16 protein-coding genes are annotated in these 17,177 nt (G+C 45.7%); 5 read left to right on the forward strand and 11 right to left on the reverse strand.

Annotation, left to right across the window (positions count from 1 at the left end; all coding sequences use genetic code 11):
• Positions 1–4 precede the first annotated feature (4 nt).
• From FIU99_RS23935 to FIU99_RS23945, 3 genes are all read right to left on the reverse strand, one after another.
• On the reverse strand, positions 5–1,036 hold the full coding sequence (locus tag FIU99_RS23935) for an NADP-dependent oxidoreductase (RefSeq protein ID WP_006961348.1): 1,032 nt from the start codon (positions 1,034–1,036) through the stop codon (positions 5–7).
• An 85-nt stretch (positions 1,037–1,121) separates the two neighbouring features.
• Positions 1,122–1,706 carry a TetR/AcrR family transcriptional regulator gene (locus FIU99_RS23940; RefSeq protein ID WP_006961347.1) on the reverse strand — a complete coding sequence of 195 codons (585 nt, stop codon included), beginning with the start codon at positions 1,704–1,706 and terminating at the stop codon, positions 1,122–1,124.
• Between the two features lie 132 nt (positions 1,707–1,838).
• Positions 1,839–3,557 carry a diguanylate cyclase gene (locus FIU99_RS23945; protein ID WP_006961346.1) on the reverse strand — a complete coding sequence of 573 codons (1,719 nt, stop codon included), beginning with the start codon at positions 3,555–3,557 and terminating at the stop codon, positions 1,839–1,841.
• A gap of 186 nt (positions 3,558–3,743) precedes the next feature.
• On the opposite strand from FIU99_RS23945, the gene FIU99_RS23950 reads away from it, so the two are divergent.
• Positions 3,744–4,508: an ABC transporter substrate-binding protein gene (locus FIU99_RS23950; RefSeq protein ID WP_006961345.1), complete on the forward strand. Its 765-nt coding sequence runs from the start codon at positions 3,744–3,746 to the stop codon at positions 4,506–4,508.
• Here FIU99_RS23950 and FIU99_RS23955 read toward each other — a convergent pair.
• The 4 genes from FIU99_RS23955 to FIU99_RS23970 form a co-directional block, all read right to left on the reverse strand.
• Positions 4,501–4,941 carry a GNAT family N-acetyltransferase gene (locus FIU99_RS23955; RefSeq protein WP_039952245.1) on the reverse strand — a complete coding sequence of 147 codons (441 nt, stop codon included), beginning with the start codon at positions 4,939–4,941 and terminating at the stop codon, positions 4,501–4,503. The two genes, FIU99_RS23950 and FIU99_RS23955, sit on opposite strands and share 8 nt — an antisense overlap.
• The gene (yqfB, locus tag FIU99_RS23960) at positions 4,941–5,264 is read right to left on the reverse strand and encodes a N(4)-acetylcytidine aminohydrolase (RefSeq protein WP_086026961.1); all 324 of its coding nucleotides are present in this window, start codon (positions 5,262–5,264) and stop codon (positions 4,941–4,943) included. The genes FIU99_RS23955 and yqfB overlap by 1 nt, the downstream gene beginning before the upstream one ends.
• On the reverse strand, positions 5,261–6,457 hold the full coding sequence (locus tag FIU99_RS23965; RefSeq protein WP_006961342.1) for a DEAD/DEAH box helicase: 1,197 nt from the start codon (positions 6,455–6,457) through the stop codon (positions 5,261–5,263). Before FIU99_RS23965 ends, yqfB begins: the two co-directional genes overlap by 4 nt.
• 121 nt (positions 6,458–6,578) lie before the next feature.
• Positions 6,579–7,049: an OsmC family protein gene (locus tag FIU99_RS23970; RefSeq protein ID WP_006961341.1), complete on the reverse strand. Its 471-nt coding sequence runs from the start codon at positions 7,047–7,049 to the stop codon at positions 6,579–6,581.
• 349 nt (positions 7,050–7,398) lie between these two features.
• Here FIU99_RS23970 and FIU99_RS23975 point away from each other — a divergent pair, with 349 nt between their 5' ends.
• On the forward strand, positions 7,399–9,072 hold the full coding sequence (locus tag FIU99_RS23975; protein ID WP_006961340.1) for an amidohydrolase: 1,674 nt from the start codon (positions 7,399–7,401) through the stop codon (positions 9,070–9,072).
• 53 nt (positions 9,073–9,125) lie between these two features.
• Positions 9,126–9,530 (forward strand): hypothetical protein, encoded by a 405-nt coding sequence (locus tag FIU99_RS23980; protein ID WP_031342908.1) that lies wholly within the window; start codon positions 9,126–9,128, stop codon positions 9,528–9,530.
• Here FIU99_RS23980 and FIU99_RS23985 read toward each other — a convergent pair.
• Positions 9,527–10,402 (reverse strand): LysR family transcriptional regulator, encoded by an 876-nt coding sequence (locus tag FIU99_RS23985; protein WP_006961338.1) that lies wholly within the window; start codon positions 10,400–10,402, stop codon positions 9,527–9,529. The genes FIU99_RS23980 and FIU99_RS23985 overlap by 4 nt on opposite strands.
• 307 nt (positions 10,403–10,709) lie before the next feature.
• On the opposite strand from FIU99_RS23985, the gene FIU99_RS23990 reads away from it, so the two are divergent.
• Positions 10,710–11,363 (forward strand): ankyrin repeat domain-containing protein, encoded by a 654-nt coding sequence (locus FIU99_RS23990; RefSeq protein WP_006961337.1) that lies wholly within the window; start codon positions 10,710–10,712, stop codon positions 11,361–11,363.
• Positions 11,364–11,408: 45 nt separating this feature from the next.
• Here FIU99_RS23990 and FIU99_RS23995 read toward each other — a convergent pair whose 3' ends face one another.
• From FIU99_RS23995 to FIU99_RS24005, 3 genes are all read right to left on the reverse strand, one after another.
• On the reverse strand, positions 11,409–13,346 hold the full coding sequence (locus FIU99_RS23995) for an endonuclease/exonuclease/phosphatase family protein (RefSeq protein ID WP_152472576.1): 1,938 nt from the start codon (positions 13,344–13,346) through the stop codon (positions 11,409–11,411).
• Between the two features lie 372 nt (positions 13,347–13,718).
• A complete protein-coding gene (locus tag FIU99_RS24000) occupies positions 13,719–14,351 on the reverse strand; it encodes a response regulator (protein WP_006961335.1) in 633 nt (210 codons plus the stop codon).
• Entirely contained in the window at positions 14,348–15,742 is a 1,395-nt protein-coding gene (locus FIU99_RS24005) for a sensor histidine kinase (protein ID WP_006961334.1), read from the reverse strand. The genes FIU99_RS24000 and FIU99_RS24005 overlap by 4 nt, the downstream gene beginning before the upstream one ends.
• Positions 15,743–16,101: 359 nt before the next feature.
• On the opposite strand from FIU99_RS24005, the gene pstS reads away from it, so the two are divergent.
• Positions 16,102–17,145: a phosphate ABC transporter substrate-binding protein PstS gene (gene pstS / locus FIU99_RS24010; RefSeq protein WP_006961333.1), complete on the forward strand. Its 1,044-nt coding sequence runs from the start codon at positions 16,102–16,104 to the stop codon at positions 17,143–17,145.
• Positions 17,146–17,177 lie beyond the last annotated feature (32 nt).

Here is a 17,177-nt window from a genome sequence, read left to right on the forward strand (position 1 = left end):
CCGATTATAGTGGATTGTTGGTTTTTACAACCAGTTTGCCAAAGTTCTTACCTTCAAGAAGGCCGATAAATGCTTCTGGTGCCTTGTCAAAACCTTCCACCAAATGCTCGCGATAGTGAATTTTGCCTTCCGCAAGCCACTGGCTCATATCGGTTGCAAACTCTTCATAGCGGTGAGCGTAATCATCAAAGATGATAAAGCCCTGCATTTTGATTCGTTTGATCAGCAGTTGAGCCATCAGCATTGACATTCTGTCAGGGCCTTCAGGAAGAGACGTTGCATTGTATTGAGAAATCAGGCCACACAGTGGAATTCGAGCGCCTGTGTTCAGAAGCGGCATCACAGCGTCAAACACTTTACCGCCAACATTTTCAAAGTAGACGTCGATGCCTTTATCACACGCTTTGGCTAACTGATCTGCAAAATCTTCTGCTTTGTGATCGATACATTCATCAAAGCCGAGCTGTTCTTTAGCATAACGACACTTTTCCTCACCACCGGCAACACCAATAACACGGCAACCTTTGAGTTTACCGATCTGTCCGACCATCGAGCCTACCGCGCCTGTTGCGGCTGCAACTACCAAGGTATCGCCAGCTTTAGGTTGGCCGATATCCAGCAAGCCCATGTAAGCGGTGAAGCCTGGCATACCCATTACACCCAGTGCATAGGAAGGGTGTAATGGGTTCATGCCCATTTTAATCAAGCCTTCACCATCTGAAATGCCATAATCTTGCCAACCAGTGAAAGCCAATACCCATTCGCCCACTTGGTAATCTGGATGATTCGAAACTTCAACCTGACACACTGTGCCGCCGACCATTACATCGTCGATAGCAACAGGGTCTGCATAGGATTTCGCATCGTTCATGCGGCCACGCATGTATGGATCGAGCGACAGATAGACGCTTCGTAGCAGCAATTCACCTTGAGCAGGCGTCGGTTTCTCCGCTTCTTCTAAGCGGAAGTTTTCGGTAACAGGAGCCCCTACAGGGCGTGAAGCAAGGACAATGCGTCGGTTTACGTTGTTAGTCATTGTGTTTCCTATTATTAGACCAGTCGTCTAGTTATAATTTCAAAAAATTCCCGTTGGGTTAATAAGCCAAACGGGAATGTGTAACTTAAGCGCTAAGTAGAGACTCAGTGGTCTCTAAGCTACGTTCAAGATGTGAGTGATCCTGAACCAGTTTGTTTAGAAGGCTAGCGCCAAGCCATTGTTGGTATAGCTGGGTCGCGACTTGCTGCGCATCCAATACCTTTATCGAACCGTCTTCGATACCGGATTCTATGCACTGAGCAATGGAATCAATGACTTGTCCCGCACCGCTTGCAAGAGTGATTCGCATCGGCTCAGACAAGTCAGAAACCTCGGCACTAAGCTTAACCACTAGGCAACGGTTGGCATTGCAGACGCCATTTTCTACATCTAACCAGCGTGAGAAGTACCCCATTAAACGTTGGTTGCCAGTACCTTCATCAGCATTAAAAATCGCATTGATGCGAGCTAGGTAGCTTCTGAAATAGTCTTCAATAAGTGCTTCACCAAATTGTTCTTTGGATTTGAAATAGTGATAAAAGGAACCTTTTGGCACATCGGCAGTTTTGAGCAATTCAGATAAACCGACGGCGGTGAAACCTTTGTTCACTACTAATTCGTAACCCACATTGAGAATATGTTGGCGAGTGTCGTTTGTTTTTTCATTCATGGAGCGGACTATAGATTAAATTAGACCAGTCGTCTAGTGGTTGTTGGTCTTTATAAAACATGAACGAACGATGGAGTGGGAAATAGCGCTTGCTCCTGTGATAGGAGCAAGCAGAGTAAGTAAGATGAAGCCCTAGAGTTTCAGTGGTAGCACGTCTCTGCTTTCAGAGTGAGCGCCAGTCTCTAGCTGTTTAAGATATTCTTTTGATTGAGTATGTACCGCTTGGCTCCGCCCGTTGTCTTTGGCCTGATAAAGGGCAGTATCGGCCGCTTTAATGAGTTCGGTGGTAGAGGTATTTAAATCTGGGAAGGTCGTTACCCCAATTGAGACACCAAGTTGACCCAGAGATAAGCCCTTCATGTCTAAATGCAAATCTCTGACGGAATTGACAATTTGGTTCGCCAGCTCCATAGATTCGCTGATGGAGCAATTAGGGCTTATCACCGCCAGTTCTTCACCACCAAGACGACAGGCAACGTGTTCGTCGCCAATTTCGCGTTTCAGCAAGTTTGCGACTTCCTTGAGAACATAATCTCCCGCGTCATGGCCGAAGTTATCATTAAAACGTTTGAAATGATCTAAATCCAACATCAGCAAGGACATCGGACAATCATCTTGAGAGGCTTTCGCCCATTCTTTTTCGAATATCTCCTCAAAGTAACGGCGATTGAAGAGCCCCGTTAACGGATCGCGCATCGCCTGCGAGCGCAGTTTCTCTTGAAGGCTCAAGTTAGCTAATGCCAATCCGAGATGCTCAGCAATCGTGAAGGCGAGTTGTTTGATGTCTTCGGATATTTCTTCAGATTGTTCATCAAAATAGAGATGGAACATGCCGACAGTATTACCATGAGCGGTTAGCGGAACGCACAACGTGAGCCCTTCAATGGAAGAACTACTCATATGGGTGCAAGAGAGGTTATGGTGTTTTTCTTTCGATAGGTGGTATTTACCTTTGCGTAATGCCCAGCAGTCATTGGGGGCGTAGAGTTTACTCGCGGGCCATTCTCCTCCCCAGTCGAGTTTAACTTCGAGTTGATTGCGTGAGTCACGCATGATGGAAACACAACCGTTCACTTTGCCTAGCACTCTTGGAATGATGTCTGCGACGACAACTTGTGCCTCTTTGACGCTGTTACAAGCGGCGAGCATATTTGCGAGTTGGTGGAGTAGCTCAATCTCTTGAGTACTTTTTTGAATACGGTACTCCTGTTGATCTCTTTCTTCTTTAACAAGCTTGTAGATTTTTCGGTTACTCAACCAGGTTAAGAGAATCAAAATGGCCAGCGAAAATGCCATTAGCGCGTGCTCAATTAATTTGAGGTCGGCGGACATGGCATAAAGCGAAGTCATTGGCATCGCGAGTCTGAGAACATAAGTTGAGTCGTGGCCATGGTCGTCTTCAGGAAGTTCGAGCTTCTTAGCGACATAAAGTAACTCTTGGTTTAAGGACTGGCTAAATCGTTTGGATAAACCAGTTTCACCGGAAAGAGCAGCACTTATCTCGGGTCTGCTACTGTGATCTTCCAACTGGGAAATCTCCCTATTGGTAAGTTGTGAGTCTCCCAGCACGGCTCCCGAGCTGTGTATGATGGTAAATCTTTGTTCAAAGCTGGATTGCGAAAGGTTATCGAGGAAGTCGTCTATTTCAGGTTGGCTCATGTCATAGAGGTCGAGCTCTTTTTCTTGAATCTGATGCGAGACGTCGTCAAGCAGATTAGACATGTAGTTACTGACGATATCAGTTACCCAATTGTCTAGGGTTTTGTCGTAATAGTAACCACCGACTACCATAGAAAGAGCAAGGGCGAGAATTGGGAAATATTGAAAACGACTTAAAGAAGAGCGAACCATAGAATCCTCGTGTTAACTGCTACAAAAACTGATGATTTACGTAAAAAGTCAAACGATATTGTCTAGTGATATTAATATTAACGATATGTAAGTGTAGAAGGTCTTAAGTGTTATGCAATTGCGTTATTGCTCTATGGTTGCATAGAACTTTCTCATTTAATCATTGGCTTATGTGAAGGAGACAGGATGAAGTGGTTGCGTTTAGGAACAATCATTCTTGCTCTAGTGGCACTAAAACCTTGTGCTGCAAGGCCGGTTGATTTGGTCACACTTGAATACCCGCCCTATATAGAAATGCAGGGACAGCAGGTTTCAGGGGTTGCTGTAGAGCTAGTGAGGTATGTGTTCCATCAGTTGGAAACACCAGTCAACATCACCGTATTGCCTTGGGCCAGAGCCCTTACACTGGTAAAGCGTGGTCGTGCGGATGGCATTTTCACCGCCTTTAAAAATCCTGAGCGAGAAAAATTTGCAGATTTTAGTCAAAATGTGCTCTTCGTCCAAAATATTAGTTTGATGGCGCTTAAAGGTAGTGACTACAAACCTGAGGAAATTTTAGCGGGTGATGTATCCAAAATCGCTTTGTGTGTCGTCAATGGTGTGAGTTATGGAAAACGAATGGATGCTAAGATAGAAGAGGGTCGCTTTCGGCTTATTTTCCAGAGAAACAGCACTGTCGAATGCGCTCATCTCGTCCGTACAAAACGCGCTGATATTTGGGTAAACAATGAATTTGGTGCCCGAAGCATTTTGGTCAGAGAAGGACTAGATAGCGACATTGATATTTTATCGCCTCCTATTGAAGCAACGCCCAGCTACATTGCATTTTCCAAAGACCGCAGCCATGCCGAATTGCTCCAGCGCTTTGATCAAGTATTATTCGATATGAAGCAAGATGGACGTTACGAAGCACTCATATATGATTATTTTGAGAACATGAGAGTTAAATGAGAGGTTCTCTTTTCATGTAGACAAAAGCGTTATCTTCGAACGTGAATTGGAACCCGAAGCGTTGATAAAGACTGCCCACACGGTTTCCTTGCAAATAACACAGTTGGATCGGCTTACGTTGGGCGTCGGCTAGCTCAATACAGTATTGCAGTATTTTGCTTCCCATCCCTTTACCGTGGTATCGGGCCAGAAGGAAGAAACGACAAAAATACAGATGCTCGCCTTTATCTTGCAGCAAAAAGCTACCAGCGGGCTGGCCGCCAACAGTCACGATGGTAGGCTGGTCTTCCTGCCATTCTTCATGATGAATACGCTGCTGTACTTCTTCATCCCAACCAAATATGGCTTTTATCGCTTCGTATTCTGCGTTCTTTTTGAGAGAGAATAAGAAGTCGAAATCGCCCGGTGTGGCCGGGCGAAAATCAAAGTCGATCATGCATCAACCAGCTCATAAGTAATCAGGAATAGCTCGTCGGTGTTGGGGTAGATTTCACGAATCAGCTGCTTAAGCTTTGGCAGTTCAATCGCTTCTTGCTCAGCGTGAAACTCGTTGATGTCTTCAAAGTGAAGGGGCTCTACCGCTAGGATCTTCACCTCACACACTTTTTCGTCTTTCTCCAAAGTGAATACTTCAACCTGAGTACCCGGCACGTAATGAGATTCTGACTCATCACGAATGGTAATGGTTTTCTTACCAGAAGTGATCAGTGGAGTAAGAAACTCAAAAAAGAGAATTTTGGTAGGTGCGTTCATCATGAATCCTTGTTTTGACGCTTGTGCTTAGGCACATAATTGAGAATGGAAATAGGCACAGGTTTACGCGGTTCAAACCCTTCAACTTCGCGACGTTCAATCAGATGGCCGAGTCGGCTTTCGATCATGCACAAATTCTTGAAGTTATCTTTTGAGACAAAGGAGATGGCCTCGCCTTGTGCGTCCGCACGACCTGTTCGACCAATACGGTGCACGTATTCGTCAGCAGGGAAAGGCAGGTCATAGTTAATCACACGAGTTAGCCCTTCAATATCAATACCACGAGCGCCGACTCCAGTGGCGATCATGTATTGGATTTTTCCAGCTTTGAAATCTTCGAGTAATTTAGAACGTACCGCTTGGCTACGACCGCTGTGGAACGCCTCTGCTTCAATACCGCGCTTTTCCAACTGTTGAGCCAATTTCGCAGCACCGTGTTTAGTCTCGATGAAGATCAGCGCTTGATCCCAGTCATTTTCTTTGATCAAGTGGCTTAACAGCGCTGACTTCTTGTCTTTATCGACCGTAATTAGCCATTGTTCGATGTTCTTTTTCGACGCTTGGTTGGCCGCGATGGAAATCTCATAAGGGTCGTGTACTGCCGTTTTCGCCAAATCACGAACTTTGTTCGACAGAGTCGCGGAGAACAGCAAGTGCTGGATATCGGTTGGCAGTCGGTCAAGGATTTTGTTGATGTCGTCAATAAACCCCATATCGAGCATGCGGTCGGCTTCATCCAGCACCAACATTTCTACTTCCTCAAAATGTACGGCGCGTTTGCCATACATATCGATCAGTCGACCGGGTGTCGCGACCAGAATATCAACGCCTTCAATTAGGGCCTGTTTCTGTGCCTGTTCATCCACACCACCGTACATCGCAAGTGAAGTAAGAGCGAGGTGTTGGCCGTAATCTCGAATCTTCTCTTCAACCTGTACAGCCAGCTCACGTGTTGGCGTGAGAATCAAACCACGAATACGTTTCTTACGCTGAGTTTCGCCCTGACTCAATTTTTCGAGCATTGGCAATACAAAGCTGGCGGTTTTACCTGTACCTGTTTGTGCGGCTGCAATTAAATCTTCGCCACGCAGAACCACGGGAATGGCTTTGGTTTGAATTGTTGTGGGTTTGTCATAACCCAGTTGCTGAATGGCGTCGGTAATTGGTTGGCTTAAGCCGAGCTTAGAGAATGGCATCTGTACACTCTGAATCTGAATAGTGAAGCGGGGTAAACCCTGTGTTTGGCGCAGAGTTTAGCATGAATACACTCATCACGGGATCTCTACCCGCCTTAATTCTTGTCGGATCAGCAGCGATTTAGGGAGTAAGAATTTCTGTCACGATTTCGGTTTTAACAGAGTTGGCGATGAAACAGTGTTGATGAGCGAGGTTATGCATCTTCTCTAACTGGGCGTAATCAGGTTGCTTGCTACCAGAAAACACGATGTTAGGTCTTAGGGTTACTTTCGTTACCGAGGTTCGACCTTTGTCATCTTCTTCCATAATGCCTATGGCTTCATCAACATAAGAGTCGATGACGTAACGACGTTTAGCAGCGATGCCCAGAAAAGTCAGCATGTGGCAGCTTGAAATAGCGGCAATAAATGCCTCTTCAGGATCGACATTTTCTTCGACCGAATAAGGCAATGGAACCACATGAGGTGATGCTGAAGCGGGGACACTGACACCTCCATCGAACTCCCACTGGTGCCCACGGCTGTATTGATTGTCACTAAATTTTTCGTGCTCGGCTCGCTGCCAACGAATAGTTGCCCTGTAGTCTGACATCTTTCCTCCTTGAATATCGCACTGGGCATCTTTACATACTAAGCCGTATATGAATACTGATTTCGGCCACCACTTTTGCTTCGATAAATTTGCTCATCAACGCGGTTGATAAAGGTTTCCACATCTTCACGACTTCTTGTTACTGCGCCGAGGCTTAAGGTGATGGCAATCGTCTTATTTTAAAAGAGTAACGGTGTCGAACGGAATGGATTGGTTCAGGGCAATCAATGCTATCCCAAAACTCTGATAGTGACTATTTTTCACTAAATCCAAGGACTTGTTAGGCTGTGCGTTAAGACAGCCCCTATACTGTGAAACGTTAGGGATGAATAACAAGGAAACCAAGCCAATGAAACGCGCTTACACTCTGACACTACTCGCGAGTCTCACTATGACAGCCAATACTTACGCAGCGGATTCCGCCGACATGGTGCTAACTAATGCCAGCATCTATGGCTATCAAACTGCGGATTCAATTGCCATTTCGAAAGGTAAAATTCTTTACGTAGGCAAAGCCTCAGACATGCAGAGCTTCACTCGCTCATCGACGGAAACCATAGATTTAGACGGTGGCTTTATTGCGCCCGGCTTTATCGACAATCACAACCATGTCTTCGAGGCTGCATCAGAAGCAGGAGGCCAGTGTGAGCTGAGTATGGATGCGGGATTAGAAGAGCAAATCCCTTACCTGAAAGCATGTCGTAAAGACGCGCGTCGAGGGGAGTGGGTGATGGGCTACGGTTTCTCGATCGAGGCATTACTGGCAGAGGACAACAGACGTACGCCTCTGGAGGTCATTGATTCAGTCTTTCCTGATCAGCCAGTCATCATCATGGAGCAAACTTCGCACTCAATGTGGGTCAATTCTGCAGCACTAGAAAAAGCAGGGATCAACAAGAATTCGCCAGAGCCGCAAGGCGGGAAGATTCTCAAAGACGAATACACAGGCGAGCTCAATGGTATCTTGTTGGATAACGCCGGCGATATCGTGATGGAGATAGCGTGGAACAGCCTTGAAGAGCAATTCGATCAAAGCTACGAAGGTATGATGACTGGTTTGGATGAAGCTCGCTCACACGGTATTACGACCATCGGTGATGGCCGACTTTACTGGAAGCGTGGGTGGTATGAAGTATGGAAGGAAGCCGAGAAACGGGGTGACCTCACTGCGCGTGTTTCCTTAAGACCTTGGATTTACCCGACGGATTCAATGCAGCCGCAGTTATCGTTTTTGTCTGAGGTATTAGCGACGGACAAATCTCAGCTACTTCTGGTGGATCAGGTCAAAATGTACAGTGACGGAATTTTAGTTAATGGGACAGCGAAGACGCTTGCACCTTATCTGGATACTTACATCCCAGATGAGCCTTACGGCATCAACTACATCCCACCCGAGGCGATGGAAGAGTGGCTCAAAGCATTGGATAAGATTGGCTATGGTGCCCACATCCATGCGATAGGTGATGGTGCGATTCGTGAATCACTCAATGCTATAGAAGCGATGCGTCAGCAAGGCGGTGCAAAGGATTACACACTGACACACGTTGAGTTGGTGAACTCTAAAGATGTAGAACGTTTTGCGAAATTGAATGTGACTGCGGATTTTCAAGTCGGCTCTGATTACGTTGCTTATCATGATCATCAATGGGCAGAAGCGTTTCTTGGAGCCAAGCGTACACGTGCTTTGATGAACCTGAAAGCCATCTTCGACACAGGGGCTAACGTCTCCTTAAGCAGTGACTGGAATGTACACGACATCAACCCGCTGGTGGGCATTGCCAATAGCCTAATCATGGGGAAAACGGGCCTGCCAAGTGTTGAAGATGCGATAGACGCCTATACTATCAATGCGGCAACAAGCTTAGGTCTTGATGATATTACAGGGTCAATAGAAGTGGGTAAGGCGGCGGATTTTGCCATCTTGTCGCGTGACATTACCCAATTGTCTGCCGAGAAAATCAAAAAGACAGATATATGGATGACGATTCTTAACGGTCAAATCGTCTACGACATCGACGAATAAGTCACAACGCCGCACGTTAAACGTGCGGCGTTGTATTTTGAGGGATTAGCGTGTTGAAATCACCGATATTTTTAGCCGAAGTTGCTGTTAAACAAGCATTCATTCTAATGTTAGCGGTGCCCATGTTATTTGAGCTGACGTTTGATGCGATGCAGGAGATGGATAGAAGCAATCAGTCGTCCATTTTAGCGGTGGTCGGTCTGTTGATGGCGGCTGCGATTGTGGGAGTATTTGAAGCTACGTACCAGAAAACCAATATCCATCAGCAATCCCATCGCTTGCTTGCTCATCTTACTAAAGCATTGCTTTTTATAGGTATTTCAGAGCTGATGATGTTGGCCGTCGCGACGATTGGCACGACAGAAAACGTTTACGACGACCCACTGCTTTGGGCTTTGGTGCCAATTTATATTGCGTTATACCTTTATGACTGGTGGGACGCATTAGTCTCCGATTAAGCAAGAAACTCGTGGCATTGCTTCAGTGACTCGATGATCTGATGACCTGTTTTAGAGAGAGTCAATCCCGGTCTCCAACTTAATTCCACCCGTCGGGGGATCTCACTTTGTTCAAATTCAGACGTTAATCTAACCAACGTACCATCCTGAATTTGCTGAGTGATATTAGCGAGCGGGAGAAAAGCAAACCCTTGTCCAGCTTCGAGTAGCTTGATTAACATGGTTAGGTCATTGATTACCGCGTAATCTGGACTGTATCCTTCGCCTTCTTCGTCACCTAACTGTCCCCAAATTAGCTCTTTGTACTCGCTTAATACATCCACCGATATGGGCTGAGCAGAAGCAAGAGCGAGAGAGTGGTGGCATACCAGACCTTCAAGATAGTTGCCCAACTTTGTGTATTCCACATCGTCCTGATGGAGCTGATTTGACTCATGCTGGACAACAAGATCGGTTTCGCCATTAAGTAAAGCATCTCGTAAGCCTGTTTGTTCATCGCGATAGATTTCTACATGAAGGTTAGGTAATAGGAATAGCTGTTGAATGGCATTTAACAAAGGGGCCTCAGGCACGTAATGCTCAATACCAATACGAATTGTTGTAGGCTCTCCTGCGCTCAAAGCGGAAGCTTTTTCAGCCAGCTTTTCTAGCTGTGCCAGTGTATGAGTCAGTGATGGAAGCAGTTGTTCACCTTGTTGGCTAAGCGTGCTTTTGTTTCCTGTGCGGTCAAAGAAACTGACGCCAAGATCAATCTCCAGATCGGAGATCCATTGGCTAACTTGAGACTGCTTTTTGCCGAGCTTTCGCGCTGCTGCGGAAATAGAGCCTGTTTCGATAGCTAGAAGGAGCGCTTTTAGGTGCGTGGTGTTCATCCGTGAATTCCAAGAGAGAAGAGCAACAGGGCTTATTGTAAAAGATACCAAATTCGTTGTGAATGGTTGATTAGGGCTCTGATTATCACCGTGAATATCTCTCTTAATGTCGAGTGCGAGCGATGAGATGTTGCTCCCATACAGATGTTTCCCAGCGGCATGCAACATCGACTTTTATGCTCATACCGCTCAATCTACAAAGCACTAGAATAGCATTCTGATCGCTGTTTTATCGCGCTTGTCTAAACTTATTTAAGGGATCAACTTCATCAGAAATGAAGGAAGTGACGTATCGTAAGGAGAAACGATGAGAACACCATTTGCTTTAGCCGCGCTACTGCTTAGCTCGCCAGCGTTATCTGCCGACTGCAGTGACTTTTTTCAAAGCGTTTCCTTTGGCAACATCGCCCGCCTAAACGCTTCAGAGCACCCTCAGCAGTGTGTTAATACGTTGTCTAGCAACGGAAAAACGGCCGTCTATATCGCGACAGAAAATGATGATCCTGCAATGATTGCTTGGTTGGTCAAGCAAGGGGCCGATCTCAAACAACGTTCTCGCTATGACGATATTAACTACACGCCGTTTCTAATGGCAGGGGCTAAAGGCAAAAATAAAGCGTTGGTTGAGCTATTAAAGTATGACATCGATTTTGCTTCGACCAATCATTACGGTGGCACAGCTTTGATTCCTGCTGCTGAGAAAGGTTACCTTGAAACCGTTAAAATTTTGCTCGAAGATGGCCGGACAAACATCAATCATGTTAATGACCTTGGCTGGACAGCATTAATGGAAGTGGCGGTACTGGGTAAAGACACGGAAAACTATCAGATGATAGTTAAAGAGCTTTTAAAACATGGTGCCGATGCCAATATCAGAGACAACCAGGGGGAAAGTGCTCTGCAACACGCTGAGAGCCGTGGATTAACTCATATTGCTGAAATTCTTAAAAAGTCGGGTTAAGTATCCAATGGAAAGCTGGCTGTGAAGCCAGCTTTCTTGTGTCGATTAGTAAATTGAAAATCGAGTCACTACAGCGCCGTGATCGGACGGATGCATCTCACTATGGCCATCATCCAGTAGGCAGTAGCTCTCTTCTGCACTCAGATTATCTCCTTTATACAAGATAAAATCGATTCTCCCTGCACCTGAATTGCCTTTGAAGAAGGGTGTCCATGTGATGCATTTATTGTGTAGAACATCTGGGTTTACTTCGCGATAGCTATCAACGTAGTTGTGGCTATCTGCCACTCTCATGGTAGGTAAGTCGATATTACCGCGACCAAAGATATTGGTTTCCGCCGTTGTATCTACATAGGACAAGGTATTAAAGTCCCCCCCAATAATGACAGGAATGCCTTGTTCAGAGTCTTTTTCGATTTGCGTCAGAATGCCTTCGAGCGGTTGTGCTCTCGCTGAATCATCCTTGGTGATCAATTCTTGATTAGAATATGCAGGATCCGGTAACAAGTTGACGATGTCGTCGCCTGAAGTTAGCCAGATTGAATAAGCGTCTACAAGCTTACCGTTGCCCATATCAATTCTGACACCACAAATGTGGTTGTTACAGCTGCCTAAGGTTTCCTTAATCGGGTAGCGACTGAAAATCGCGAGGTTATCATTAGCACCGGAGGTTCTGTATTCAAACCCTAGGCGGTTAGCTAATGCCTCCTGATAACCATAAGCTTCCTGCATAAAGATAACATCGGCACCAGAGTGAATGATCTGTTCATAAACGTATTCTTGGCTACGCAGAGGATCCGGCGCCGACCCTGCTTGCCAGATGTTGTATGACATGGTTGTCAGCTCGTCCGGGTTCTGATTCGCCGCTTCTGTGGTGAATTGCCAAACGTCTCCGGTTACTTTGTCTGAAGAGGACTCAACATCAACTCGCCAGTAGTATTGGGTCTCTGGCAGCAAACTGCGGGTCTGAAGTGCTTTGTCTGTTGTCGTCCACTCATACAGTACATTCGAGAAATCTGAGCGGTCAGAAACCAACACTTTGTAAGTGACGTCCTGCTGTGCCTTAAACTCATCAGGATGCGACCATTGCAGCAGCGTGTCTGTACTGCTCACACCTGTAACCCCTGTGGACGGAACAGGGTTATTGACTGGCAGTGTACGTCTTTCGCCTAAATCATAGCGATAGAGTGCTCTGGCATATTGTGCTCCCATATCCTGTGAATAGACACGAATGTTGTCCATTGCAACGTCAGCAGAAGGGATGTCTTCCAAGTGACTGTCATACCCTGGACTTGCCCCGAACGCGAGGTGCATAGAAGCCAAAGCAATTGGTGCGCCTGTCGCTACTCGCTCACCATTGAGATAAACGCTGGTTGAGTGTTGGTTGCTTGCCATAGTGAGTTGTACCCACTTTCCGCGGGGAACCTTAACTCCAGAAAACAATTGGCTCGGTAATTGAGTATCTGGAATTTGTGTACCTTCGTACTTACGCCATAGCTCTAGTGTGTCGTCTTGTGTATTCAGCAATAAGACGGGCTCTCGGCTTCTCGCTTCACCGTGTGAACCGTTCATTAGTGAGAGAACTTCCTGCTCCGGCTGGGTTTCTTCGAGCTTAAACCAGAAGCTGACGGTTCTGTGCTCTGACGCTCTTAGATCGGAAAATCGAAGCGCGTTAAGGCCAGTCAATGATTTCGCTATTGAGCCGTCAAAGGAGGGGACGTCTAGTAGAGAGCCTAGCTCTTCGATAGTAACAGGGTATGTCTTGCCTACATTCTGCGGGCTCACCTTAGAGCCTGTTGGCGGATTATCGAAATCCATACCAATAGTAAGATTGAAGTTGGTCGCTCGTGGGTTAATGTCAAGATCGCGAGTATCTTGCTCAACAATGACCTCCTCATCACAACCTATGAGTAGACCAATAAGTGATATCGTCACAAAAGAGCGTTTAAACGATAATGAAGCGAAACGTTTGGGAAGCAGCATAGCCTTCTATCCTCAGTAAAATGTGAATCTGAGAATAGAAATGGAATATTAACTTTTTGCTTATTGGCTATTAACCTAAAATAACGACCTTCATTAGTTTTTATTTTGAGCTCAAACATGAATATCACGGTTATTATTTTGGTTGAATAGCATAAGGATTATTGATTGGTTCTGAGATGAATCATATTAAATATATTCCCTGAGCGTTTGAGTTGGTTGGTTGTGATAAATAGGAGAGTTTAATATAAATCTTGTTTATTGATTTTATTTATTGGCAATGAAATAGCGATGTTTCTGAAATAAAAAAATAATATTGGTGGAGAAGAGCATCCTTGCTGCAATCTGAGACTCTGTTCTAAAGCGTATTGTAATTTACTGCAACATCCCTGAGTGAACTTGTAACCCTAGTTGGGAGAGAGAATAAATTTTCCCTTCCTCTTTCACGACCAAACCACTGTTAACCAGTTGCTTGAGGTGGAAGTTAAACTTGGTGTGATCCTCAATACCAACCACACGACATAAATCCATGAATTTGAGTTTGCGGTGCACTTTAAGTTGTTTGATGACACTGCGGCGTATCGGGTTCGATAATGCACTGAAAATCAGATCGTTATTGCGTTCCTGTTTAGGTGTCTTTGGAGAACGTTCGGCATGAACACGTTTTAATGTCACCGATAATGTCGGCAAATTAAACGGCTTGGTCAGAAACTCATCCGCGCCCTTTTTCATGGCGTCGACAGCGACATCAACAGTGGCAAAAGCTGTGGTAATCACTATGCCGATATTAGGGTGGAGGCGGCGCAAGGCGGTTAGCGCTTCAACTCCCGTCATACCAGGCATAACAACGTCAAATAGCGCCAAATCAAAAGGGTTTTCTGAGGCGGCGTCTAAAGCATCTTCTGCGTTGTCGAAAGCCGTGACTTCAAAAGATTCTAGAGTCAGTGCCTCAATCAAGACTTCTCTCAGTTCTTGATCATCTTCGGCTAGCAGGAGTTTCAATGTCATTCGATATTCCTAGGTAAACGAATTTCCACAGTGAGGCCGGTGACTTGGTCACTCTTCTTGGAGTTCCTGAGCAGCAGCTCCCCACCATGTTGTAGTATGATTTGGTTGCTAATAGCAAGGCCCATCCCAGTCCCTTCACCTCGCGGTTTGGTGGTAAAGAAAGGGGTCTTAGCTTGTTCTAGCTTTTCCTGAGGCATGCCAGTACCCCAGTCAGAAATGGAAAGTATGGCCACAAGCTTATCTTGATACGTTTCGATGTAGAGCTGCTTGTGGCTTTGGCTGGCGTCGATTGCGTTACTGATTATATTGGTCATCACTTCTTCCAATTGCCCAGCATCGCCAGTGACACTCAGTGTCTCGTCAAGGCTTAATCCTATTTGGAAGCCTTCCAGGCGATATTGATTCAGCGACAACGCGGACTGAATGACTTTTGCAACACACACATTTTCACGTTCAATTGGTTTGTGGTGGGCGTAGTTCAGTACTTCGTGACTGATTTCCGCTGAACGTTCCAAGCCTTGACGAATACGCGAGATGTGTCGTTTATAAGTGTCGTCTTCAGGCAAGCTATTCTCGAGTAAATCGCAGCTCATCATTGCGCTACTGAGCGGGGTTTTTATTTCATGGGCAACCGCAGAGGTGAGTTCACCCAGCTCTTTAAGTTTGGCATCCTGCTGGGTTTGTTGAATCGCGGCTTCGATTTGCTTGTTTTTCTCATCATCAAACACCCGCAAAGCGGACCAAAGCGTGACCAAAATGGCGAGTGCACAAGCGGTACGCAATATCAGTACCCACAGACCATAATCGACAGTCAGTATACCAGCGCTGAAACCATACAAGATGAGAGCTAGGCCCGTAAGCTTGAATGGCAGTGAGGCGCCATGGCCTTCTTTTTCCAGTACGTTGGCGTAGCTCATCATGGCAAAACCGGATAAAGCACCGGCGCCTAGACCGAATACCCAGCGTATTTGGTTCGCAGTATTGTTGAGATAAACAGCAAATTCGTTGTGACCGTAGCGATAAAACAGGCTGAACACAAACAGAGTTACGACCGCAAGCGTGCCCCCTTTGAGTACGCGAGTATAGCGCCAGCGGGTAAGATCGAGCATTTTCCAAGCAAACGCCCCCAATGCGATGTAGGAAACCCAAAGTTTAAACACCATGAAGATGTGTAAATCGCGGGTGAGGGGAAAATCGTGCTCATAAAGGACTAGGTACAGTTCAGACCATTCGTGAAAACCATGAATTAGACCAAACAACGCCAGCGTGGGGAGTGCGGAGGCAATGGCAATACGGCTTTTTTTAAGATTGCGAAACAGGATCGCAAAGAAGATGGCAAAAAACGCCAACCCGTACAGCAGGTAGATCTTGAAGATGAGTAGCATGTCCATCGGTTAATCTTAATTGAGCATGAACTCTTCATCAATGCTTAATCTAAGCGTTTTATAAATAGCATTGAGTATATATTTTATTACACTTTGAATTAGCCTAAGAATATTCTGTGAAGTTTTTTTATCAAATTATATTTGGTTTCTATAATTGTTATTCACGACTAGTTGGTTGACATCGTTTTTTAATAAATCTGTCACATTGTATTTCTAATCTCCGCTTTGTTGATTGGTCAGCATCGATCGACTGTTGAAGTTATTTCAATATCTTTAGTTTTACTTGAACACTAAAACTAATACGGGCTAATTAGATTTCACTTTAATTAGCCCTACCATTTGCTTATTTATATCGGAGATATATTGTGAAATTCATCAAATCAGCTCTAGTGACTTCAGTACTGGCGGCAGCATCCTTTGGCGTAGCTGCCAACACGACGATTAACGGCGCTGGTGCGACATTCCCTCACCCTATCTACGCTAAGTGGGCTGAGCAGTACCAAAAGGAAACGGGCGTTCAGATCAACTATCAGGCGATTGGTTCAGGCGGCGGTATCCGTCAGATCACAGCAAAAACCGTCGATTTTGGTGCGACGGATGCACCTCTGACTATCGAAGAGCTGAAAAAAGAAGGAATGATTCAATTTCCAATGGTAATGGGGGCTATCGTTCCTGTTGTTAACATCCCTGGCATCGATGCCGGTGAAGTTAAGCTAACAGGTAAAGTGCTGGCAGACATCTACCTAGGTAACATCAAGAACTGGAATGACCCAGCGATTGCAGCCATCAATAAAGGCGTTGAGCTACCAAGCCAACCTATCTATGTGGTTCACCGTTCAGACGGTTCAGGCACAACCTTCAACTTTACTGAGTACCTTGACCAAGTTAGCCCTGAGTGGCACGAGCAAATTGGAGTTGGTAAAGACATTACATGGCCAAGTAAAGCGACCACTATCGGCGGCAACGGTAATGCAGGGGTTGCGAACTTCGTAAACCGTACGCGTGGTGCAATTGGTTACGTTGAGTATGCGTTTGCCAAGCAAAACAATCTTGCTTACACCCAGATGCAAGCGCACGACGGTGATTTCCTGATGCCAACGATGGAAAACTTCCAATCAGCGGCTGCAAACGCGGATTGGGATAATGCTCCGGGCTACCACTTGCTATTGAACAACCAGCCGGGTGCACACTCATGGCCAATGACTGCTGCGACTTTCATCCTAATGCACAAAAATCAGGCTGATGCAGGCAAAGCGAAAGAAATCGTTAAGTTCTTTGAATGGAGCTACACACAAGGTAAAGCTGCGGAAGAACTCGATTACATCCCGATGCCAACCAAGGTTGTGAACATGGTGAACGACACTTGGAAGCAAGGTCTGAAATCTGACGGTAAAACGATCATTCACTAATGAACCTATGCCTCACCAGCTCGGCTGGTGGG

Origin of the sequence: Vibrio sp. THAF64 (assembly GCF_009363455.1) — a bacterium.
Taxonomy (GTDB): domain Bacteria; phylum Pseudomonadota; class Gammaproteobacteria; order Enterobacterales; family Vibrionaceae; genus Vibrio; species Vibrio coralliilyticus.